21 protein-coding genes, 1 tRNA gene and 1 pseudogene are annotated in these 22,104 nt (G+C 72.5%); 10 read left to right on the forward strand and 13 right to left on the reverse strand.

Annotated elements, in window-relative coordinates:
* Positions 1–62: 62 nt before the first annotated feature.
* The 3 genes from HCN51_RS25530 to HCN51_RS25540 are packed head-to-tail and all read left to right on the forward strand — an operon-like array spanning position 63 to position 3,650.
* Positions 63–752 (forward strand): response regulator, encoded by a 690-nt coding sequence (locus HCN51_RS25530; RefSeq protein ID WP_206067756.1) that lies wholly within the window; start codon positions 63–65, stop codon positions 750–752.
* Complete coding sequence (locus tag HCN51_RS25535; protein WP_206067758.1) at positions 749–2,065, forward strand: ATP-binding protein; 1,317 nt, start codon at positions 749–751, stop codon at positions 2,063–2,065. Before HCN51_RS25530 ends, HCN51_RS25535 begins: the two co-directional genes overlap by 4 nt.
* A 10-nt stretch (positions 2,066–2,075) precedes the next feature.
* On the forward strand, positions 2,076–3,650 hold the full coding sequence (locus tag HCN51_RS25540; RefSeq protein ID WP_168012261.1) for a phospholipase D family protein: 1,575 nt from the start codon (positions 2,076–2,078) through the stop codon (positions 3,648–3,650).
* A 36-nt stretch (positions 3,651–3,686) separates the two neighbouring features.
* On the opposite strand, the gene HCN51_RS25545 is transcribed toward HCN51_RS25540, so the two are convergent.
* The 4 genes from HCN51_RS25545 to vanY-N all read right to left on the reverse strand — a co-directional run bounded on the left by HCN51_RS25545 (position 3,687) and on the right by vanY-N (position 8,113).
* Entirely contained in the window at positions 3,687–5,039 is a 1,353-nt protein-coding gene (locus HCN51_RS25545; protein ID WP_168012263.1) for a right-handed parallel beta-helix repeat-containing protein, read from the reverse strand.
* Positions 5,040–5,124: 85 nt separating this feature from the next.
* A complete protein-coding gene (locus tag HCN51_RS25550) occupies positions 5,125–6,546 on the reverse strand; it encodes a glycoside hydrolase family 6 protein (protein ID WP_346433791.1) in 1,422 nt (473 codons plus the stop codon).
* A gap of 75 nt (positions 6,547–6,621) precedes the next feature.
* A complete protein-coding gene (locus tag HCN51_RS25555) occupies positions 6,622–7,464 on the reverse strand; it encodes a hypothetical protein (RefSeq protein WP_168012265.1) in 843 nt (280 codons plus the stop codon).
* Between the two features lie 73 nt (positions 7,465–7,537).
* Positions 7,538–8,113, reverse strand: coding sequence for a D,D-peptidase/D,D-carboxypeptidase VanY-N (gene vanY-N, locus HCN51_RS25560; RefSeq protein ID WP_168012267.1), 576 nt, complete (start codon positions 8,111–8,113; stop codon positions 7,538–7,540).
* Positions 8,114–8,310: 197 nt separating this feature from the next.
* Here vanY-N and HCN51_RS25565 point away from each other — a divergent pair, with 197 nt between their 5' ends.
* From HCN51_RS25565 to HCN51_RS25575, 3 genes are read left to right on the forward strand one after another with little or no spacing between them, the layout of a single operon-like run.
* Positions 8,311–9,000, forward strand: a complete 690-nt coding sequence (locus tag HCN51_RS25565) for a response regulator (RefSeq protein ID WP_168012269.1) — start codon at positions 8,311–8,313, stop codon at positions 8,998–9,000.
* 7 nt (positions 9,001–9,007) lie between these two features.
* The gene (locus HCN51_RS25570; RefSeq protein WP_346433792.1) at positions 9,008–10,480 is read left to right on the forward strand and encodes an ATP-binding protein; all 1,473 of its coding nucleotides are present in this window, start codon (positions 9,008–9,010) and stop codon (positions 10,478–10,480) included.
* A 59-nt stretch (positions 10,481–10,539) separates the two neighbouring features.
* Positions 10,540–11,052: a hypothetical protein gene (locus tag HCN51_RS25575; RefSeq protein ID WP_168012271.1), complete on the forward strand. Its 513-nt coding sequence runs from the start codon at positions 10,540–10,542 to the stop codon at positions 11,050–11,052.
* Between the two features lie 144 nt (positions 11,053–11,196).
* Here HCN51_RS25575 and HCN51_RS25580 read toward each other — a convergent pair.
* Positions 11,197–11,268 (reverse strand) — tRNA-Val (locus HCN51_RS25580).
* Positions 11,269–11,724: 456 nt separating this feature from the next.
* Here HCN51_RS25580 and HCN51_RS25585 point away from each other — a divergent pair.
* Positions 11,725–12,141, forward strand: coding sequence for an SsgA family sporulation/cell division regulator (locus HCN51_RS25585; RefSeq protein WP_020547189.1), 417 nt, complete (start codon positions 11,725–11,727; stop codon positions 12,139–12,141).
* A 259-nt stretch (positions 12,142–12,400) separates the two neighbouring features.
* Here the strand turns inward: HCN51_RS25585 and HCN51_RS25590 are convergent, their stop codons facing one another.
* Positions 12,401–13,024 carry a DUF305 domain-containing protein gene (locus HCN51_RS25590; protein ID WP_168012273.1) on the reverse strand — a complete coding sequence of 208 codons (624 nt, stop codon included), beginning with the start codon at positions 13,022–13,024 and terminating at the stop codon, positions 12,401–12,403.
* Between the two features lie 104 nt (positions 13,025–13,128).
* Between HCN51_RS25590 and HCN51_RS25595 the strand changes: the two genes are divergently transcribed.
* The gene (locus tag HCN51_RS25595) at positions 13,129–14,493 is read left to right on the forward strand and encodes an LVIVD repeat-containing protein (RefSeq protein ID WP_346433793.1); all 1,365 of its coding nucleotides are present in this window, start codon (positions 13,129–13,131) and stop codon (positions 14,491–14,493) included.
* A 20-nt stretch (positions 14,494–14,513) separates the two neighbouring features.
* Here HCN51_RS25595 and HCN51_RS25600 read toward each other — a convergent pair whose 3' ends face one another.
* The 4 genes from HCN51_RS25600 to HCN51_RS25615 form a co-directional block, all read right to left on the reverse strand.
* Positions 14,514–14,702 carry a hypothetical protein gene (locus tag HCN51_RS25600; protein ID WP_168012276.1) on the reverse strand — a complete coding sequence of 63 codons (189 nt, stop codon included), beginning with the start codon at positions 14,700–14,702 and terminating at the stop codon, positions 14,514–14,516.
* A 246-nt stretch (positions 14,703–14,948) separates the two neighbouring features.
* A complete protein-coding gene (locus HCN51_RS25605) occupies positions 14,949–15,779 on the reverse strand; it encodes an aminotransferase class IV (protein WP_206067760.1) in 831 nt (276 codons plus the stop codon).
* Positions 15,780–16,790 (reverse strand): chorismate-binding protein, encoded by a 1,011-nt coding sequence (locus tag HCN51_RS25610; RefSeq protein WP_168012278.1) that lies wholly within the window; start codon positions 16,788–16,790, stop codon positions 15,780–15,782. It abuts the gene before it with no gap.
* On the reverse strand, positions 16,757–17,674 hold the full coding sequence (locus HCN51_RS25615; RefSeq protein ID WP_240973228.1) for a LysR family transcriptional regulator: 918 nt from the start codon (positions 17,672–17,674) through the stop codon (positions 16,757–16,759). Before HCN51_RS25615 ends, HCN51_RS25610 begins: the two co-directional genes overlap by 34 nt.
* Before the next feature lie 58 nt (positions 17,675–17,732).
* Here HCN51_RS25615 and HCN51_RS25620 point away from each other — a divergent pair, with 58 nt between their 5' ends.
* Positions 17,733–18,893 carry a Rid family hydrolase gene (locus HCN51_RS25620; RefSeq protein WP_346433794.1) on the forward strand — a complete coding sequence of 387 codons (1,161 nt, stop codon included), beginning with the start codon at positions 17,733–17,735 and terminating at the stop codon, positions 18,891–18,893.
* Here the strand turns inward: HCN51_RS25620 and hutH are convergent.
* The 3 genes from hutH to HCN51_RS25635 all read right to left on the reverse strand — a co-directional run bounded on the left by hutH (position 18,890) and on the right by HCN51_RS25635 (position 21,796).
* A complete protein-coding gene (gene hutH / locus HCN51_RS25625; protein ID WP_168012285.1) occupies positions 18,890–20,440 on the reverse strand; it encodes a histidine ammonia-lyase in 1,551 nt (516 codons plus the stop codon). The genes HCN51_RS25620 and hutH overlap by 4 nt on opposite strands.
* A gap of 16 nt (positions 20,441–20,456) precedes the next feature.
* On the reverse strand, positions 20,457–21,164 hold the full coding sequence (locus HCN51_RS25630) for an ArsR/SmtB family transcription factor (RefSeq protein WP_168012287.1): 708 nt from the start codon (positions 21,162–21,164) through the stop codon (positions 20,457–20,459).
* A gap of 80 nt (positions 21,165–21,244) precedes the next feature.
* Positions 21,245–21,796: a hemerythrin domain-containing protein gene (locus HCN51_RS25635; RefSeq protein WP_346433795.1), complete on the reverse strand. Its 552-nt coding sequence runs from the start codon at positions 21,794–21,796 to the stop codon at positions 21,245–21,247.
* 101 nt (positions 21,797–21,897) lie between these two features.
* On the opposite strand from HCN51_RS25635, the pseudogene HCN51_RS25640 reads away from it, so the two are divergent.
* A pseudogene (locus HCN51_RS25640) lies at positions 21,898–22,104 on the forward strand (hypothetical protein); the annotation flags it as partial.

The following is a 22,104-nucleotide window of genomic DNA, read 5'->3' on the forward strand; positions in this document are numbered from 1 at the left end:
TCCGGTGGGCCAATGGCCGAGTGGATCTGGTAAATCGGCCGCAGTGGTGCAAACGTGGACTGGTGGTTGAGACATCAAGCAGTTCCGGCCCCGCCTCACGCCGGCTGCTGCTCGTCGAGGACGACCGCGAGCTGAGCACCATGCTGGTCGGCCTGTTCACCGAACAGGGCTACACCGTCGAGCACGCGCCAGAGGGGCAGCGCGGCCTGCACCTGGGGCTGTCCCGCCGGTACGACGTGCTCATCGTCGACCGCGGCCTGCCCGCCCTCGACGGGATCGACCTCGTGCGGCGGCTGCGCCGGCAGGGCGTCACCGTGCCGGTCCTCGTGCTCACCGCCTTCGGCTCGGTCGCCGACCGGGTGACCGGGCTGGACGCGGGCGCCGAGGACTACCTGGTCAAGCCGTTCGAGATCGACGAGCTGCTGGCCCGGGTGCGCGCCCTGCACCGGCGCAACCTCGACCAGGCCGGCCTGCTGCCGCTCGGCGCGGGCTGGCTCGACACCGAGGCCCGCGTGGTGCGCCTGCCGGGCGGGGAGCAGGTGACGCTGTCGGGGCAGGAGTGCCGGCTGCTCAGCGCGCTGGCCGCCCGGCCCCGGCAGGTGCACACCCGCAGGTCGCTGCGGCAGCGGGTCTTCGACGGTGCCAACAAGGAGTCGATCGTGGACACGTACGTGTACTACCTGCGCGCCAAGCTGGGCTCCGGCGTCGTGCGCACCGTGCGGGGCGTGGGCTACCGTCTCGGTGCGCTGTGAGCGTCACGCCGTTCGGCCGCCGGCTCGCCGGCGGGCCCCGGCCGGCCCGGGAGCGGCTGCCCGACCCCGACCGGCGGCTGCTCGTCCGCGCCCGGCGGCGCATCACCGTGCAGGTCGCGGGCGCGATCTCCGTGGTGCTCGCGCTCGTCGGCGTGCTGGTCTGGTGCGCCATGGGGCACGGCCAGGGCACGGCGGCCGAGCGCGACCTGGGCGTCGCCGCGCAGCGCTCGCCCCTCGCCTACCCGCCGCCCTGCGTGTGGCTGTACGAGCTGCGCGCCGACGGCACCGTACGCGCCTCGCCCGGCGCCCCCGCGGCGCTGCCCGTGCGGGCGGAGCTCGCCCGCGTGGCCGCCGGCGCCGCCCCGCGCACCGCGCGGGTCGGCGTGGCCGGACGGGACTACCTCGTCCACACGCGGCGCCGCGCGGACACGACCGTGCAGGCCGTGATGGACCTGCGCTACCAGGCGGCCGAGCAGGCGCGGCTGCTGCGCACGCTCGCCGGCGCGGAGGTCGCCGGGCTGCTGGCCGCGCTGCTCGTCGGCCAGGTCGTCTCCCGCCGCGCCATCGCGCCGCTCGGCGAGGCGCTGGCCCGCCAGCGCCGCTTCGCCGCCGACGTCAGCCACGAGCTGCGCACGCCGCTGACCCGCCTGCACACCCGCGCCCAGCTCCTGTCCCGGCGGCTGCGCGGCGGCACCGACCCGATCCTGCTCATCGACGAGGTCGACCAGCTCGTCAAGGGCAGCGGGCAGCTCGGCGAAGTGGTCGCCGACCTGCTCAGGTCCGCCCAGTTCAAGCAGCTGCGCCGGCCCTTCGGCCCGGTCGACCTGGCCGCGCTCGCCGCCGAGCTGGCCGCCGCCGAGGACGCCAGGGCCGCCGCGCGCGGGGTGGACATCGTGGTGCGCTGCGACGGGCCGGGCGACCACGTCGTCCGCGGCGTCGAGTCCGCCCTGCGGCGGGTCGTGTCGGCCCTGCTGGACAACGCGCTCGGCCACACCGGCCCCGGCGGGCACATCTGGGTGACGCTGGCCGGCGAGCCCGGCACCGTCCTGCTCACCGTCCGCGACGACGGCGCCGGGCTCGACCCCGAGGACGCCGAGCGGCTGTTCACCCGGTTCGAGGGGACGGGGTTCGGGCTGGGGCTGGCGCTCGTCCGGGAGGTGGTGGACGGCCACCACGGCACGATCACCGCCGACGGCCGGCCCGGCGGCGGCGCCGTGTTCACCGTGCGGCTGCCCGCGCACCCTTCATCACCGGTCACCGAGCCGGCGCGCGGGCCCGCCCGGCAGAGGTATCAGCCGCCGCTCCCGGGGTAGCCAGGACCGAATGCGAATCGAGGACTGGTTCCTCAGCGAGGAGGAGCGCGGCAACCCGGCGAGCAAGCTGCCCGCCTGGTCGCGCGGGAACGAGGTGCGGCCGCTCGTCCACGGCGCCACCTACTTCGCCGAGTTAAGGGCGTGCCTGGAGCGGCTGGGCAAGGACGACCTGCTGCTGTTCGCCGACTGGCGGGGCGACCCCGACGAGCGCCTGACCCCCGGCGGCCCCACCGTGGGCGCGGCCATGGCGGCCGCCGCCGAGCGCGGCGCGATCGTACGCGGCCTCATCTGGCGCTCCCACCTCGACCTGCTGCGGTTCAGCTCCGCCGAGAACCGCCACCTCGGCCAGGAGATCGAGGACACCGGCGGGCAGGCGCTGCTCGACACCCGCACCGCCGTCGGCGGCTCCCACCACCAGAAGTTCGTCATCCTGCGCCACGACCGCGACGCCACCCGCGACGTCGCCTTCGTCGGCGGCATCGACCTGTGCCACAGCCGCCGCGACGACGCCTCCCACCAGGGCGACCCGCAGCCCGCCCCGATGCCCGACGTGTACGGGCCGCGCCCGCCCTGGCACGACGTGCAGGCCGCCGTCCGCGGGCCCGCCGTCGCCGAGGTGGAGCAGGTGTTCTGCGAGCGGTGGGAGGACCCGGCGCCGGAGACCCGCGACCCGGTGCGCCGCCTGCGCGACCACCTCGGCCGCCTCGACGACGCCCCGCCGCTCCCCCGCCCCGGGCCGCCCCCGCCGCCCGCCGGCCGCCACAACGTTCAGTTGCTGCGCACGTACCCGGCCCGGCGCGGATACCCGTTCGCGCCCGAGGGCGAGCGCAGCATCGCCCACGCCTACCGCAAGGTCCTCGCCCGCGCCCGATCGCTCATCTACCTGGAGGACCAGTACCTGTGGTCCACGGACGTGATCGAGCCGTTCGCCCGCGCCCTGGAGCGCGAGCCCGGGCTGCGCATGATCGTCATCGTGCCGCGCCACCCCGACCAGGACGGCTGGCTGGCCGGCCCCGCCAGCCTCATCGGCCGCGCCGACGCGCTGCGCCGCCTGCGCCGGGCCGGCGGCGACCGGGTCGCCATCTACGACCTGGAGAACCACCAGGGGACGCCCGTGTACGTGCACGCGAAGGTGTGCGTCGTGGACGACGTGTGGGCCGCCATCGGCTCCGACAACGTCAACCTGCGGTCGTGGACGTACGACTCGGAGCTGAGCTGCGCGGTGCTCGACGAGGAGGAGGACCCGCGCCCGCCGGCCGGGGCGCTGCGCTTCGCCCGCGACCTGCGGCTCACCCTGATGGCCGAGCACCTGGACCTGCCGGCGGAGCGGGTGGACGAGCTGTGCGACCCGGTGGCCGCCTTCGACGCCTTCGCCCGCTCCGCGGCGGCCCTGGAGTCCTGGCACGAGTCCGTCGCCTCCGACGGCCGCGTGTCAGGGGGGCCGCCGCGGCCGCCGGGGCGGTTGCGGCCGCATCCGGAGCCGCGGCTGTCGCGCGTCCGCAAGCTGCTGGCGCTGCCGATGTACCGGTTCGCCGTGGACCCGGACGGCCGCCCGCCCGCCCTGCGGCGGACGCGCGGCTTCTGACTGTCCTGTTCATCCTGCGGTGTACTCGTAGGCGGTTTATCCGGCGGTGTACTCGTAGGCGCCGGCCTCGATGCCGCCGCCCGTGCCGATCGCGACGCCGTTCAGGTCGATCTCGCCGTACTTGACCTTGCCCAGCCCGATCGCCTTGCTGCCGGACAGGAGCCGGAGCGGGTTGGCCGGGTCGAAGCGCGGGTTCTCGAAGACGTTGCCGGTGCCGTCGTCGGCCATCTGGTACTGGTCGCCGTCCAGCACGTTGTACGAGTTCGCGGCCTTCGTCACGCCGGGCGCGTACACGCTCTTCTTCTTGGCGTAGATCGCGTTCTGCGTCATCGTCAGGTGCTCGTTCGTGCAGCTCGCGTCGCAGACCACGCCCTCGGCGTCCTCGTGCGTCAGGTAGATGGAGTTGTTGCGGAAGACCGTGCGCAGGACGGGGCCGTTCGGCTCGACCGGCGAGCCGGCCTCCTCCTTGAACGGACCGCGGGTGACCATGCCGCCCCTGGTGCGCTCACCGTAGACGGCGTTGTACTCGAACACGTTGTCCGCGGTGCCGTCCGGGTCCTGCGACTGGCCGTCCGGTGAGGTCAGGGTGCCGAGCTCGGTGAAGGTGTCGTTGTCCACCGAGATGTTGTGGTGCACGTAGTTGCGCGAGCCCTTGAAGATCTCGACCGCCGCGCCGTCGAAGACGTAGTCGAAGCTGGGGGCGATCGAGCCCCTGATGTCGTTCCAGGAGATCTCGGAGTCGTCGCCGTGGACCAGGATGCCGAACGCGCCCGAGTCGTCGTTGGCGTACTCCTCGCCCATCTCCGACGCGTCCGTGTTCACGCTCATGACGTTGTTGTTGACGAACTCGTTGTTGTTGATCGAGGTGTAGTCGGCGTCCTCGTCGATGTAGACGCCCGCCGACGCGCCGGTGATGTAGTTCTGGTTGAGGAAGTTGTTGTCGCCCTCGACGGAGAACCCGGACCACTCGCAGCGGCCCGCGCCCTCCACGCCGACCTGAAGGTTGTAGACCTCGATGTGGTTGCCGGACAGCAGCACGCAGGCGTCCTCGTCGGTGCCCTTGATCACGGGCCTGGCGCCGGTGCCGTAGGCGTCGATGACGATCGGCCGCTCCTGCGTGCCGGATTCCCGGTCGGTGACGACGAGCTGCTCGGCCCAGCTGCCGCCCCTGCGCAGCAGCAGCTTGGAGCCGGGGACGAGAGTGGCCGCGTTCGCCTTGGCCAGCGTGCGCCACGCGGTCGCCGCCGAGGTTCCGTTCCTCGTGTCGTTGCCGCTGACGCTGTCGATGTAGTAGGTGGCGGGCTCCTCGGCCGCCGCCGCCGGGGCGGTGGCCGCTCCCGCGGCGACCATGAGCGCGAACGTGGTGAAGCCCACGACGCACCGCTTCACGAGACCATCTGGCACTGGGGTTCAGCCTCCTGTGGGCGGCCGGAGCCGTCGCTCCGGCCACGGACCGGGACGTACGGGGGGAAGGTCAGGGGTTGCCGTTGATCAGGGCCATGGCCAGCTCGGGGCTGAAGGTGCCCGCGGGCGTCGTGCCGGCGATCCCGCACGGCCCGTCGGAGTCGCCCGGCACCTTGACCCAGAACAGGTACTCGGCGCCGCTCGTCTGCTGCCGGGGCGTGGTGCCGAGCTTGCGCTGGGGCGGGTTGCACCAGTTGTCGTCCGGCGTGTCGTCCTGGTACGGGCCGTTGCCGTTCCGGCTGGTGTCGATCACGTACGTCTTGGCGCCCACCGTGCCGGCGAGCTGCCCCTTGACCGCCTCCGCGTACGTCTCGCTGTCGCCGGTGGTGAAGTAGTTGGAGACGTTGACCGAGAAGCCCCGCGTGTTCGCGACGCCCGACTTGACCAGCCGCGCCGCCATCTCGGGGGCCGGGATCCAGGTGGCGTTGCCCGCGTCGAGGTACACCCACGCGTTCGGCGCCTGCGCGCGCAGCACCTGCGTGGCGTCCAGCAGCATCCGGTACTGGTCCTCGGGGTCCTTGCCGATCTTCGTCACGCAGCCGGCGGCGGCGACCCCGTCGGGCTCCAGCACGACGACGGCGTGCCGGTTGCCGATCGCCCGCGCGAACTCGGTGATCCACGTGTGGTAGCCGGCCGCGTCGCCGGCGCCGCCGCCCGAGTGGCCGGCGCACGCGTCCCGGTTGGGGATGTTGTAGGCCACCAGCAGCGGCAGCCGGTCCTGCGCCTGCGCGGCCCCGACGTAGGTGTCCACGGCCTGCGTGAGGTCGCCGAACCAGCCGCCGAACCACTCGAAGATCGGCTTGCTGCCGATGCTCGCCATGATGGCCTGGCCCTCGGGCGTCTGCGCGTTCTTCGAGGCCCAGTCGGCAGGGTGCGACAGCGGGTTGACGTACAGGCTCGTCGGCCTGGTCGTCTGCGTCTGCATCAGCGACACGTTGTCCAGCCGGACGACCGGCTTGGCGCCGGACCCGCCGAGCTGGAACGTCACCTCGGCGGCCGTCGCGGAGGCGGCGGCGGCCGTGAACGGGATGCTGTAGCGCTTGCTGCCCGTGGTCAGCCGCACGTCCGTGGCCAGCGACTGGTTGGTGCTCGGCGTGGCCGTGTACTGGACGGTCGCCCTGGCCGTGAACGCGACGGTGGAGTAGGCGTCGAAGGAGAGCGTATAGCTCCGGCCCGGCGTCAGGGCGGCGGTGGTGGGTGCGGCCACCATCGCGTCCCAGGGGTTGGCCACGACGTCCGTGACCGTGACCCGCATCCGGCCGGACTCGGCCGCGACGGCGGTCTTGCCGATCGCCGCCCACGGGCTGGTGGAGCTGGTGAAGGTGCCGTTCGCGATGAGCTGGGCGGCGGCGCTGGCAGGGGTCGGGACGGTGAGGGTGACGGTGGTCAGGACGGCGGCTAACGCCGCCACTCTTGCTGCGAGATGTCGCACGTGATCACCTTTCGGGGGGTCCGACGGTGATCATTGCTGACGCTCTCTGACACGGTCAAGAAAAAGTCATTCTGCTCACGTCCCCGTTCCCCCCTGGTTCCCCGGCGGTCGCCGCAGCGCCCGCACCAGCCTCGCGGCCTCGGCCGCCAGGCGCTCCAGCTCCGGTACGGCGAACGCGTCGGCGCCCGCCTCGGCCGCCAGGTCCTCGTACTGGTGCGCCCGGCTCCGCAGCTCCTCGATCCGCACCTGCGTCACGTACGCCCGCTCGGCGTCGGCGACGCCCGCCGCGTACCGTTCGAGGGCCTTGACCCGGGCCAGCACCGCCGCCTCGCTGTCACGCAGCGCCCGCACCACCGCCTCGAAACCGGGAGCGGCCGCTTCGGCGTAGGTGGCGCGCAACGCCGACAGCTTGGCCAGCAGCCGCGCGATCTCCCACTCCTGCTCCGGCAGCATCACCGCGTTCCGCACGTCGTCGAGCAGCCCATCGGCGTTCACCCTGGAGCCCGTCACCGTGGCGATGGCCCGCCGCGCGCGCACCAGCAACGCGGCGGCGGGCACGTCGAGGTCGTCGACCAGCACGTAGCGGCCCTCGTACCAGCGAAGCTGCGCGAAGGCCGCCCGCTCGGACGCCTCCACCCCGCCCCCGTCCCCGCCCCCGCGCCCGAGCAGCGGCAGCAGCGCCAGCGGGACGGCGAGCAACAGCATCACGATCGCCGCGCTCATCATGCCCAGGCTCAGCAGCAGCCCGAAGCAGGCCGCCGGCGCGAACGCCGCCAGCATCCAGTAGTGCGGGCCGGAGAAGCGCGGCAGCAGCCCGGGCGTCCACCCCTGCCGCATCCTGAGCAGGACGTCCCGGCTCTGCCTGAGCACCCGCGCGTCCTGCGGCGGCACCTCGGGGTCCACGATCACATCGTCCACTGGAGAAAGTCGCCCTCGTGTCTCGGCTCGTGTCTCGGCTCATGTTTCGGCTCTTCATGTGTGCGGGACGGGGCTACGCCCAGGGGTCCCGGTCCTCGATCAGGTGGCGCACGCCCGGGTGCGGGCAGCGCGGGGGCGGCGTGCCGCGCCGGTCCGGGCGGTACTCGAAGTGCCACCACTCGTTGTCGTAGATGCGGTACAGGTCGTAGCGGGCGCCGTGCTCCTCCAGCCAGCGCGCCCCCTCGTGCGGGCGCACGTCCAGGGCGACGCCCTTGACGTGCGGGGACTCGGCCGGCGGTAACACGAGCATGCGGGCCAGGAACGGCGAGCCGGTGCGCCGCACCTCCTCGTCGAACAGGCGCTGCTGCTCGGCGGGGTCGCGGTAGCCCGAGGTGAGGCCGATGAGCTGGCCGTGACGCCACAGCGCCTCGGTCCGTGCCGCGTTGAACGCCGCCAGGGCCCCGTCCCGGAGCCCGGTGAGATCCTCGGCGGGGAACCGCATCCGCAACGCCCAGCGGCAGGCCAGCTCGCGGGCCCGTCCCGGCCGCCGGACGAACGCCACCGGCAGCAGGAGCACGGCCAGCACCAGCGTGACCACGGCGTACAGCCGGTCCCGCGGCCGGGGTGGGATGGTGCGTGCTTCGTTCATGCCGACTACGATTGGCGCCGAATGTGCGCGCACCGTCCGCCGCATGTCACCGTTCATCGACGGCGGCCCGCGGGCGTCGCAGCCGGTGAGACCGCCGGCGAGACTGTGACACAACCATGACATGGCGCGCACGAGGCGGCGACACCGCCGCCCCACAGTGGAGGGGTTGAGGGGCGGGCGAGTAGACGGAGCGTGCAGTGAAACTCGGCGGCGGGTCGCGGGTGTTGTTGATCGAGGACGATCCGGCCGTGCGGGAGGGCCTTGAGCTGGCCCTGTCCCGGCACGGGCACGGCGTGCGCGCGGTGGGGTCCGGCGAGCAGGGGCTCGAACGGCTGCGTGCGGACGTGCCCGACGTCGTCGTGCTCGACCTGATGCTGCCCGGCATGGACGGGTTCGAGGTGTGCCGCCGCATCCGCGCCGCCGGCGACGTGCCGATCATCATGCTGACCGCCCGCGGCGACGACATGGACGTGGTGGCCGGCCTGGAGGCGGGCGCCGACGACTACGTGGTCAAACCCGTCCAGCCCCGCGTGCTGGAGGCCCGCATCCGCGCCGTGCTGCGCCGGATCGGCCGCGACCAGGCGGAGCTGGAGCGGTACGGCGACCTGACCATCGACCGGGCCGGCCTGGTGGTCTCCAAGAACGGCGAGCCGGTGAACCTCGCCCCCACCGAGCTGCGCCTGCTCCTCGAACTGTCCGGCACGCCCGGCCGCGTGCACAGCCGCCAGCAACTGCTGGAGTCGGTGTGGGAGCACGGCTACTTCGGCGACTCACGGCTCGTCGACGCGTGCGTCCAGCGGCTGCGCGCCAAGATCGAGGACGACTCCGCCGCGCCCGTCTACGTGCAGACGGTCCGCGGGTTCGGCTACCGCTTCGGCCCGGTGTGAACCGGACGTGACGCCTCTGCCGAGCCTGGGGTTGCGCGCGCGGCTGCTGTCCGCGTTCGCGCTGCTGTGCGTGGTGACCGCGGTCGCGGTGGCCGGCGGCCTCTACGTCCTGGCCCGCAACGAGATCCTGCAGCGCACCCAGGACGCCACCGTGGAGTCGATGCGCGACCGCCTGGAGACGCTCTACCCGCTGCGGACCCTGACGCCGAACGAGGAGGAGCTCGGCATGATCGCCGCGACCGCGAGCGACAACGAGAGCCCGGCGATCGCCATCCAGGGCGAGACGCACTCGCCGCTCCCCCCGCCGCCGCCGGGAAGCTTGAGGCCCGGAGGCATCCGGGGCCGGATCCCCGACACGATCTCACCCAAGTTGCGGCAGATGGTGGCCCAAGGACGTACCGCGTGGCAGCGGGTGGCGCTGCAGGACGGCGTCTGGCTCATCGTCGGCATGCCGCTGCTGGTCGCCGAACGGGGCGCCCCGACCCGGCCGTCCGGCATCGAGGTCTACGCCGCGCGCAGCCTGCAGTCCGAGCAGCGCAGCATCGACCGGATCGCCTGGCTCGCCTGGCTCACCAGCGGGGCGGCCCTGGCGTTCGCGGTCGTCCTCGCGCTGCTGGCCACCCGCGGCGTGCTGCGCCCGGTACGCGAGCTCGGCCGGGCGGCCCGCCTGCTCGGCGAGGGCGAGCTGCGCACCAGGATCGCCGTGCGCGGCTCCGACGAGCTGGCCGACGTGGCCCGCACGTTCAACAACACCGCCGCCGAGCTGGAGCGGCACGTCGCCCAGCTGCGCGAGATGGAGGCCGACGCCCGCCGGTTCGTGGCCGACGTCTCGCACGAGCTGCGCACCCCGCTCGCCGCGCTGGCCGCGGTCGCCGAGGTCCTCGACGAGGAGGCGGCCGGCCTGCCCGAGCCCGCCGGCCGCGCCGCCCGCCTCGTCAGCCAGGAGACGCTCAACCTCACCGGCCTCGTCAACGACCTCATCGAGATCAGCCGCTTCGACTCCGGCGTCGCGGCCCTCGCCCTGAACGAGGTCGACGTCGCCGAGCTCGTCCGCGCCACCCTGCGCGCCCGCGGCTGGTCCGACGCGGTCGACACGGACCTGCCCCCCGGGGTGACGGCCCGCCTCGACCCGCGCCGCGTGGACGTCATCCTCGCGAACCTGGTCGGCAACGCCCTGCGCCACGGCGAACCCCCCGTCTCCCTCCGCCTCACCGCCGACCCGCACCACATCACCGTCGAGGTCCGCGACCACGGTCCCGGCCTGGACGAGGAGGTGCTGCCGCACGTGTTCGACCGCTTCTACAAGGCCAGCGCGGCCCGAGCCCGCTCGGAGGGCAGCGGCCTGGGTTTGGCGATCGCCCGCGAGAACGCCCGCCTCCACCACGGCGACCTCACGGTCACCAACGCCCCCGACGGCGGCGCCCTCTTCACCCTCCACCTCCCCCGCCTACCCCGCCCCACGGACGGAGCCCCCGAATGAGGCCCCGAATGAGGCCGCGCATGAAGTTCCGCACGAGGCCCGGCATGAGGCCTGGTCACTTGCTCACCACAGCCTTCGCCCCAGCCTCCACCACAGCCTTCGCCACAGCCTTCACCACTGCCTTCGCCGCGCTCCTCCTCACACTGACCGGCTGCGGCGTTCAGCCCAGCGACGCCATCGAGGCCGGCGACCCACCCAGCGGCGCCGTCGAACCCTCCATCGCGATCACCCTCTACTTCGTCCGCGACGACAAGCTCACGGCCGTGACCCGCCCCGCCGGCGGCCCCCTGTTCCCCCAGGACACCCTCGCCCTGCTGGCGGCCGGCCCCACCGCGAGGGAACGCTCACGCGGCTACACCACCCAGGTCCCCGCCCGGGCCGGCCCCTTCTCGGTGACGGCCGCCCCCGCCGGCCGCCTGATCGTGACGTTGTCCACCCCGGCCGACAAACTCTCCACCCTGGCCACCGACCAGATCATCTGCACCGCCACCACGACGACCCCGGACAACGCCACCCAGGTCACGATCATCGGTGCCGGCGAAACCATCGGTCCCCGCACCTGCCCGCTCTGACAGGACCCCTCAAACAGCGACGGAACAGGGCGCCACCGCCATCCCATTCTCGGGGCGGCAATCATCAGGCGCCTAGTCTGACGGATGGCCCCACAACAGCAAGAGGCCACCTCCCCAATCGGGGGAGATGGCCTCTGACTTCGGTGGGCGATACTGGGATCGAACCAGTGACCTCTTCGGTGTGAACGAAGCGCTCTCCCGCTGAGCTAATCGCCCGCCCTTGGCGGCTCCTTGCGGTGCCGACGTGGAAAACCATACCGCACTCCGGCACCTACGGCGAACCGGTTGGGCCGGTGGACGATCTTGGGGTGGGAGGGTGTGTCAGAGGGATTCGGGTGAAACGCGGCGGTTGCCCATCGGCACGGCGGGCGGGTGGCATACCATCGTCGTGTCCCGGAAGGCGGCGGGCATGATCTTTTCGCGAGAAACGTTCATGGACGGCCCGTCCGGGGCAGGCTCCACAGCACGCAAAACCCTTGTAAATACGACCCGATTGATGCCGTTTAGCCTGGTAGATGCCTAAATGTCCAGCTGTGATGTGCGTTACAGAAGGCCCTGGGAGCGGAATCTTTCCTACAGGTTTCTTCGTTCCGCGTCATAGCTCAGGACGAAGTCCGTCAGAGCAGTGAAAGCCCCGAAGAGGGGACCTACGACGAAAAGGTTTGGCTGACGATGAACAGCACCACCGTCTCCGCCGAGCTTGGCCTTCGGCTTGTGGTCCCCGACCGTACTACCGTCCCCCTGCTCGCCGGACTGAGTTACACAGCCGACGATCCGTACGCCATCCGCATGGCCTTCCACGTAGGGAACGACGAGCCGGTCGAGTGGATCTTCGCCCGCGAGTTGCTGACCGTGGGCATCGTGAGGCGCGTCGGCGACGGCGACGTGCAGGTGTGGCCCGCGCGCGCCGATGGCGAGCGCACCTTGCACATCAGCCTCACCTCGCCGTTCGGGCAGGCGCTCTTCGAAGTGCCGCTGGCCCCGCTGACCGAGTTCCTGCACCGCACCTACGAGAAGGTGCCGGCCGGACGTGAGACCGACTTCATGGATCTGGACGCGGAGCTGACCAACATGCTCTGGCCCAGCTGACCGGATCAGGCAGGCGGTACCCGTCCGTCCGGCCATCCCTGAGGGGGCCGGACGCGATCATGCCTGGGGCCGGTCGTGCCGGGGCCCGATCACGTCTGGGAGCGCCGGGCAGGTCTCGGGGCCGCTGATCATGCCGGCAGCCGGTCGGGGCTGATCATGCCGGCAGCCGGTCGGGGCCGCTGATCATGCCGGGAGCCGGCCGGGGTCAGGCATGAGGGAGGCCCCCGCGTTGCAGAAAGCCGGCCCGGGCACGGCTGCGCTACGCGGGGAGCGACTTCAGGACCTCGCGCATCCGGGCGATCTCGATGCTCTGCCCCGAGTACACGTCCTTGGCCATCAGCCGCATGCGCTGATCGCGCCCGCCGGCCAGCTCCTCCCCCGCCATCTTCACCGCCCCCTCGTGGTGCCTGATCATGAGCTGCAGGAACAGCCGGTCGAAGGCTCCTCCCCTGGCGGCGCGCAGCGCGTTCAGCTCCGCCTCCGTCGCCATCCCGTAGCTCGCCTCCCCCTGCTCGTGCTGGTGGCCGACGGGCGCTGAGCGGCCCAGCTCCGCGAGCCAGGCGGTCATCGCCTTGATCTCGGGCGTCTGCGCCGCCGAGATCTGGCGGGCGAACGCGCGGATGGACGCCGTGGTCGTCCGCGCCTCCACCATGGACGTCATCTCCAGGGCCTGCCGGTGATGCGGGATCATCCCCTCCGCGAACCGCACGTCCGCGGCCACCGTCGGGGACGGGGTCGGCCCCACCCGTTCCCCCGGCGTCGCCGTCCGGGCCGGCGCACCCGGGCTGCCCGGCACGATGACCGGCGCCCCCGTCCCCACGGGGGAAGGGCCCGCCGGCTCGGTGGGCTGCTGCGAGCAGGCGGCAAGGGCAAATGTCGACATAACTGTGATGAAGAGCGTACGCGGCCCATAACCTGCTGACATAGCTTCCATAGTGAGCTACAAGACAAAGGGGATGCGCATTGATCTCTGCCAAGTTGCGCGGAGTGTTGCTGTGTACGGTGTTGTTCCTGGCCTCCGCGTGCGCCGCGGGGCCGGCCGCCACAGAAGAGCCGACCTCCGCCACCGCTCCGCAGGAGACCAGCGCTCCGGCCGGCACGCCCGCCGCCTCGCCCTCGGGCGACGTGATGACGAGCGACAACGTGAAGCACATCGCCAACATGCCGTTGACGGCGCCGTTCAACGGTGAGGGCGATCTCGGTACCGACCTGGCGTTCCAGGGCGACTACGCGTACGTGGGCAACTTCGGCGGGTTCTCGATCTACGACATCAGCGACCCGACCAAGCCACAGCTCGTCAGCCAGGTGTCCTGCCCGGCGCAGCAGAACGACGTGACCGTTTATGAGGATCTGCTGATCCTCTCCATCGACGAGCCGCGCGGCGGCCCCGAGTGCGACTCCGCCGAAGGGGAGCGGAAGTGGGAGGGCCTGCGGATCTTCAACGTCAAGGACAAGAAGAGCCCGCAGTACGTGGGCGCCGTCCAGACCGACTGCGGCTCGCACACGCACACGATGGTGCCCGCGGGCGAGACCCTCTACGTGTACGTCTCCTCCCCCGGCCCCGAGCCCGACTCGGCGACCTGCCCGGCACCGCACGAGCTCATCTCGATCGTCGAGATCCCGACGAAGTCACCGGCGTCCGCCAAGGTCGTCGCCAAGCCGGACATCTTCCCCGAGCGGCAGCACTCCGAGCTCGCCTCCGGCTGCCACGACATCACCGCCTACCCGGAGAAGAAGCTGGCCGCGGCCGCCTGCTTCGGTGACGGCGTGCTGCTCGACATCTCCGACCCGGTCAAGCCGAAGGTCCTCCAGCAGCTCACCGACCTGGAGAACTTCCAGATCTGGCACTCGGCGACGTTCAACAACGACGGCACGAAGGTCGTCTTCAGCGACGAGCTCGGCGGCGGCGGCCAGGCCACCTGCGACCGCAACACCCCCGCCACCAAGGGCGCGAACGCCATCTACGACCTGGTCGGCGGCAAGCTGGAGCGGCGCGGCTACTTCAAGATCCCCCGCGAGCAGCAGCCGAACGAGAACTGCGTCGCCCACAACGGCTCCCTGATCCCGGTGGACGGCAAGGACATCATGGTCCAGTCGTGGTACCAGGGCGGCGTGTCGATCTGGGACTTCACCGACTCGGCGAACCCGAAGGAGATCGGCTACTTCGAGCGCGGGCCGCACGAGGGCGGCGGCATCGCCGGCTCCTGGTCGGCCTACTACTACAACGGCTACATCTACTCCAGCGACATGACCGAGGGACTGGACGTCCTGGAGATCACCGACCCGCTGACGGACCCGGCCAAGCAGGTCAAAATGGACGACTTCAACGTCCAGACCCAGAAGTCCTACTGACGGAACCGGCGAAGGCCGAGTCAAAGCCCGCCGGCGACCGCCCCGCCCAACGGGCGCAGGTCGCCGGCGGCCAGCCCGGGGAAGGGACGTAGGTCGCCGGCGACCGGCTCGGGGAACGGACGTAGGTCGCCGGCGACCGGCTCGGGGAACGGACGTAGGTCGCCGACGACAACCGCGCGAACGGCCGCACGAACGGGCCGCACACGCATGGAACCGCACCCACGGGCCGCGCCGCCGGGGCGCACGGACGCCACACGAAGCGCACGAGCCGCACGGACGGGCCGCGCGAACGGGGCACACGAGCGATGCGCGAAGGGTGCCCGGTTTTGACCACCTCGCCGGTCAAGCATGCGCGCGTAACGGCGAGGTGGCGGTGAGGCGGAGGAGCGTCTCCCTGGAGGGCCCTCAGCCCGTGACGGCGGGTGGGGCCGTGTTGGCTTTGCCGTAACAGAAAATCATGGGTTGAGGTCAGCCGCGGAACGCTCGGCGAAGAGGCGCGCGGCCTTGGTGGTGATCGGGCCGGGCGCGAGGGGCAGCTCCGTGTCGTCGACGAGCCGGATCGGCTGGACGTCGCGCGTCGTCGAGGTCAGGAACGCCTCCTCGGCCTCGTACAGCGCCGACAGCGGCACGTCGGTCTCCTCGCCGCCGCACCATTCGAGCACCAGCGCCCGCGTGACCCCGGCCAGGCAGCCGGAGGCGAGGGTGGGGGTGAGCAGGCGGCCGTCGCGGACGATGAAGATGTTGGAGCCGGTGCCTTCGCACAGGTTGCCGGCGAGGTTGCCGAAGATGGCCTCGCCGCCGCCGCGCTGCTTGGCGTACAGCAGGGCCTTGGCGTTGTCGCCGTAGGAGGTGCTCTTGACGCCGACCAGGGCGCCGCGCTCGTTGCGGGGCCAGGGGACGACGGTGACGTTCGCGGTGGCGGGGAACGGCTTCTGCTCGTCGACGATGACGACGGTGGTGGTGCCCTGGTCGCCGCGGTCGGAGCCGAGGGGGCCGGGGCCGCTGGTGTAGGTGACGCGGATGCGGCCGAGCGGCCAGGCGGGCGCGGCGTCGAGGAGCTGGGCGATGCCGTCGGCGATGGCCTCGACGTCGGGGTCGGGCAGGTCCATGCGCTGGGCGGAGAGGGTGAGCCGGTCGAGGTGGCGGGTGAGCGCGAACGACCGGCCGTTCACGATCTTGATGGTTTCGAAGACGCCGTCGCCGACCATCAGGCCGTGGTCGAACACGGACACGGTGGCGCGGTCGGGGTCGATCAGCTCCCCGTTGACCCAGACAGGGATGTTCATTCAGTTACCTCCTGTGGATGCCAGTGCGATGAGCCTGGCTGCTTTGAGCTCGGTTTCGAGCCACTCGCGCCGGGGGTCGCTGCCCCAGGTGATGCCCGCTCCCGTGCCGAACCGGATCTCGCTGCCGGAGATCCAGAATGTTCTGATGCCTACGGCCAGCGCCGCCCTGCCTCGGTCGGCGTCGACCCAGCCCACGGCCCCACAGTACGGGCCGCGGGGTGCTGGTTCGAGCTCATTGATGATGCGCAGGGCGGACGATTTGGGCGCGCCCGTGACGGATCCGGGCGGGAAAGTCGCCGAGAACAGCTCGGGCCAGCCCGCCCCGGGCGCCAGCCGGGCGCGCACGGTGGAGACGAGGTGGACGAGCCCAGGGTGTTCCTCGACCGCGCACAGCGCCGGCACCTCGACGGTTCCGACGGCGGCGACCCTGCCGAGGTCGTTGCGGACGAGGTCGACGATCATGACGTTCTCGGCGTAGTCCTTGTCGAGGAGGTCGCCGGCGGTCGCGCCGGTGCCCTTGATCGGCCGGGACTCGATGACGTCGCCGTCGCGCGAGAGGTAGAGCTCGGGCGAGGCCGACACGACGCTCAGCCCCGGCACGTCGATGACGGCCGCGTACGGCGCGGGGTTGCCGGCCGCGAGCCTGGCCGCCAGGGCGAGCGGGTCGGCGTCGCGCGGCACGGGCGCGGTGAGGATCCGGCACAGGTTCGCCTGGTAGACCTCGCCCCGCTCGATGTGGGCGCGGATGGCCCGCACGCCGTGCTCGTAGGCGGCCCGGTCGAGGGAGCTGCGCCACTGGCCGGGGTGCGGCCCGTGCCAGGGGCCGGCCGGCGCGGGCAGCGGCGACCTGCGCACCCGGTCGAACCGGGCGCACGTCACCTTGCCCTCGTAGTCGACCACGACGGCCCACCAGCCCGCCCCGTCGAGCGCGGCGAGGTCGGAGGTCACGTCGCGCAACCCGCTGGCGAGAAAGCCGCCTAAGTGGGCGAATCCGTCGTACACACCTCCCATTGTCCCAGCATCTCGACCAGCTCCAGCGCGGCGGGCAGTGGCGGCTCGGGCAGGGCCGCGTAGACCTTGCGTGCGGGTGCCGTACCTCTGAGGGACTTGAGCACCAGGTTCGCCGGTACGGCCCGCGCCGCCAGCTCCGGCACCAGCGTCACCCCGAGGCCGGCGGCGACGAACCCGAACTTGCCGGACCACTCCGCCACCCGGGGCCCGCCGCGCGGCGTGAACCCGGCCGCCGCACACGCCGCCACCAGCAGCGTCGGCTGTCCGCGCGGGGCGGCCTCGATCCAGCTCTCCTCCGCCAGGTCGCGCAGGTCCACGTCGGGCTCGGCGGCCAGCCGGTGATCGGCAGGCAGCGCGACGAGCAGCCGGTCCTCCAGCAGCGGCACCGTGCGCGCCCCCTCGGCGGGCAGCCCGGCCGGGTAGTCGCTGATCACGGCCACGTCGAGCGCCCCGGCGGCCAGCAGCTCCATGAGCCGGGCGCTGAGCCCTTCGGTCAGCCGCAGCTCGACGCCGGGGCGCCGCTCCAGGAAACGTTTGAGCGTGCCGGGCAGCAGGTCGATGTTCGCGGTGGCGAACGCGCCCACCCGCAGGATCCCGCCGCGCCCCCGGTGGATGGCGGCCAGCTCCTCGCCGGCCCGGTCGAGCCGGTCGAGCACGGCGACGGCGTGCCGGTGCAGGGCGGCTCCGGCGGGTGTGAGGCGGACGCCCCTGGCCAGTCGTTCGAACAGCGGGCCGCCCGCGGCGCGTTCGAGGGCGGCGACGCGGCGGGAGACCGCCGACTGGGTGTAGCCGAGCAGCTCGGCGGCGGCGGTGAACGAGCCGCCGCGGGCGACCTCGTCGAAGAGCCGCAGCGTGGCGGTGTCAAAGGCATTCGTGTCAGGCATGGCTGCCATGCAATCTAGTCGGTGGTGGAATACCTCGCAGAGGTGTTCACTGAGGCACGTGATTGCCTTTCTCGGACAGGGGCGCATGGGCGTCCCCATGGCCCGGCGACTCGTGGAGGCCGGGCACGAGGTGACGACGTGGCGGCGCTCCGACGGGGTGCCGGCGGCCACGGCGGTGGACGGCGCCGACCTGATCATCACGATGCTCAGCGACCCGGCGGCGGTGCGCGAGGTGCTGACGGCGGCCCTGCCCGGCTTGCGGCCGGGCGCGACGGTGGTGGAGATGTCCACGATCGGCCCCGGCGCGGTGCGCGACCTGCGCGCGCTGCTCCCCGCGTCGGTCGGCCTGGTGGACGCGCCGGTGCTGGGCAGCGTGGGGCCCGCCGCCGAGGGCACGCTGACCGTGCTCGCCGGAGGCGACGTGGCCGGGTGGCGCGAGGTGCTGGAGGTGTTCGGCTCGGTACGCGAGTGCGGCCCGCTCGGCTCCGGCGCGGCCATGAAGGTCGCCGTCATGAGCGCGCTCGTGCCGGCCCAGGTGCTGCTGGCCGAGACGTTCGCGTACGGCGAGGCGCACGGCGTCGACCGGAACGCGCTCATCGACGTGCTGTCCGGCACCCCGCTGGGCACGCTGGCCGAGCGGCTGCGCGTGCCGTCGCCCGAGACCCGCTACTCGCTGGCCCACGCCACGAAGGACCTGGAGCTGGGCGCGTGGCAGGGCGCCACGATGGCCACCGCCGCCCGCGCCAGGATGCGGGAGGCGCTGGCGGCCGGGCTCGGCGAGCGCGACCTGACCGCGATCGCCGGCCACACCGGCGGCAGTGCGCCGCGCAGCAGGGCCGTGCCGCTCAACCTCTCGACCATCCCGGCCACGAACGGCATGTACTCGCACGCCGTCCGCGCCGGCGACACCCTTTACGTCTCCGGCCAGGCCGCCTTCGACGAGCACGGGGACATCGTCGGGGCGGGCTCCATGGAGGCCCAGGCCGAGCACGTGTTCCAGGTCGTCTCGCGCATCCTCGCCGACCAGGGGGCCGGTTTCGAGGACGTCGTGTTCATCAGGACGTATCTGACGGACATGGAGGAGCGGGCCGCTCTCGGGCGGGTGCGCAGGAAGTACATCACCGGCACGCCCCCGGCCAGCACGACGGTGGAGGTGTCGAAGCTGTTCATGCCGGGGCTGCTGCTGGAGATGGACCTGATCGTGGCCCTGCCGCGCTAGCCGAGCGGGCCGGTGACGGTCTCGGCCGCCGCGACCACGCCGCCCTCGGCCACCAGCCGCACGGCCGACTCGATCTCGGGGGCCAGGAACCGGTCGGGGCCTGGCGCGGGCACGGTCTCGCGCAGCGCCCTGACCACGGCCGCCGTCGCGGGCGCCGGCTCCAGTGGCGCGCGCAGGTCGAGCGCGCGGGCGGCGGTCAGCACCTCGATGGCCAGCACGCGGGTGAGCCCGTCGACCGACTTGCGCAGCTTGCGGGCCGCCGACCAGCCCATGGAGACGTGGTCCTCCTGCATGGCGGAGCTGGGGATGGAGTCGACGCTGGCGGGCACGGCCAGGCGCTTGAGCTCGGAGACGATGGCCGCCTGCGTGTACTGGGCGATCATGTGGCCGGAGTCCACGCCGGGGTCGTCGGCCAGGAACGCGGGCAGGCCGTGGTTGCGGGCCACGTCGAGGAAGCGGTCGGTGCGCCGCTCCGACATGGAGGCGAGGTCGGCGGCCACGACGGCGAGGAAGTCCAGCACGTACGCCAGGGGCGCGCCGTGGAAGTTGCCGTTCGACTCGACGCGGCCGTCGTCCAGCACGGCCGGGTTGTCGATGGCGCTGGCCAGCTCGCGGCCGGCGACGGTGGCGGCGTGCGCGATCGTGTCGCGGGCGGCGCCGGCGACCTGCGGGGCGCAGCGCAACGAGTAGGCGTCCTGGACGCGGGTGCACGCGGCCGGGTCGCGGTGGCTGGCCATGATGCCGGAGTCGCGCAGCACCTTCGTCATGTTGGCGGCCGACAGCGCCTGGCCGGGATGCGGCCGCAGCGTCTGCAGCTCCGGCGCGAACACGCGGTCGGTGCCCAGCAGCGCCTCGACGCTCATCGCGGCGCTCACGTCGGCGGTCCTGACCAGCCTGGTCAGGTCGTCGATGGCGAGGATCAGCATGCCGAGCATGCCGTCGGTGCCGTTGATCAGCGCCAGGCCCTCCTTGGCGCCCAGCTCGACCGGGTCGATCCTGGCCTGCTTGAGCGCCTCGGCCGCCGGCTGCACGGCGCCCGAGGCGTCACGGACGACGCCCTCACCCATGAGGGTCAGCGCCACGTGCGCCAGCGGCGCCAGGTCGCCCGAGCAGCCGAGGCTGCCGTACTCGTGCACGACCGGCGTGATGCCCGCGCTGATCAGCGCGGCGAGGGTCTTGGCCGTGGTCGGCCTGATGCCGGTGTGGCCGGTGGCGAGCGTGCTGAGCCGCAGCAGCATGAGCGCGCGCACCACCTCGGTCTCCACCTCGGGGCCGCTGCCGGCCGCGTGCGAGCGCACCAGCGAGCGCTGGAGCTGGGCGCGCAGCGCGGGGTCGATGTGCCGGGTGGCCAGCGCGCCGAACCCGGTCGAGATGCCGTACGCCGGCACCGGGCTCTCGGCCAGCTCGTTCACCCGCTGGCGGGCCGCCGCGATGGCGGCGACGGCATCGTCGGTGAGCTGTACGGGGGCGCCGTGGCGGGCCACCCTGATGACGTCGTCGAAGGTCAGGGGCTCAGGGCCGACGTTCACGACTCCGTTGTCGCGCATGGTGCGTCTCTCTCGACTAGGTAACCGGCGTAACCGATGTTAGCCCCTTACCGGCGAACAGTTCCGCCAGCCCCTGCCTGCCCTCGTCCGTCAGCAGCACCGCCCTGGGCACGCTGCCCCGCCGGTACCATCCGCGTTCGAACAGCACCTCCGTGATCGCCGCCCCGAGCGCGCCGCCGAGATGCGCCCGGCGCTCGGTCCAGTCGAGACATTCCGGGGCGAACCGCCTCCTCGACCGGCGCGCGCCCGCCACGTCCACGCCCAGCCGCGACAGCAGCCGCTCCCCCGCCTCCGTCACGTCGTGCCCGTCGTAGAAGCCGCCCTCCTTGAGCCGGTCGAGCAGCCCGACCCCGGCCCGCCCGGCCAGGTGGTCGTAGCACGTACGGGCCTCCTCCAGCATCCTGGCCTGCCGCGACTGGCGCAGCGAGCGCACCGGCGGGCGGGCGCTGACCCTGGCCAGCACCTCCAGCACCTCGGCGATCTCGTGCCCGGCCAGCCGGTAGTAGCGGTGGCGGCCCTGGCGGACGACGTCCACGAGCCCGCCGTCGAGCAGCTTGGCCAGGTGCGCGCTCGCCGTCGCCGCGCTCACCCCGGCCATCCTGGCCAGCTCCCCCGCCGCCAGCGCCCGCCCGCCGAGCAGCGCCGTCAGGATCGCGGCCCGCGTCGGATCGGCGATCAGCGCGGCGACCGGGGCGATGTCGGCGTCCCTGGCGATGTGTTCCATGCTCATGACGCTAGTACGTCGACCTTTCGACGTGCGTCGAAGGGTCGGCGCCTGCCCCGCTTGCGACGCGCGCCGGAGGGTCACCGCTTGCCGAGCGCCTTCCTGATCACCTCGCGGGCCCGGTCCATGACCGCGAGGGGCGCGCCCATCACCAGGTTCCGTGTCGCCGACTCCGTGCCCGGATGCGGGCGCACCGGCGCCAGCGTCTCGGCCGCGCGCACCGCCGCCGCCATCGCCCGCCGCGCCACGACCGAGGTGTGCGCGCGCAGCCGGGCGAACTCGTACCGCTCCTCGCTGCGCGCGTGCGCCATCACGGCGGTACGCAGCGCGGCCAGCCCCTCCCAGAACCGCGGATGGTCCACGCCGCTCTTGTGCAGGTCGAGCAGCAGGCGCTTGGCCCGGTTCTCCTCGGTCAGCCGGTCGGCCACCACGCCCTGGCCGTTGTCGAGCTTCCTGCGCGCGTACGGGTGGACGATCTCCTCCTCGGCCGTCTCGTGCACCGACAACATGCGCGTCAGCCGGTCGAAGGCGTCGCCCACCTTGTCGGGAGGCGCCTGCTCCACTTCGTCGAACAGATCCCTGATCCGGCCGTGCTGGGCCATCAGGAGCTCGATGACATCTTGTTCAGCCACGTCAGCGCCCGTACCCTGGCCCGCTCCCGGCACGCGCCGCCTTACCGAACGCGGACGGAACGCGGAGGTTGCCGGGAAAGGCCCCGGGTACGCGGAGCGACATGGCCTTCGACCCACTTCAGGAGCGGGGCATCCCGCTGGACGAGCAGCTGCGGAACTGGCGGGAGCTGAACGTCACGCCGATCGACCCGGACCACGCCGACCCGTACACGCGGTGCCGGATCATCACCATGAACGGGATCGAGGTGGAGGCCATCCTGTTCAGCCACCAGCTCGCCCCCCCCCTCCCCCACCCCTACCTAAATCGA

It is taken from the genome of Nonomuraea composti, assembly GCF_012034275.1.
GTDB lineage: Bacteria > Actinomycetota > Actinomycetes > Streptosporangiales > Streptosporangiaceae > Nonomuraea > Nonomuraea composti.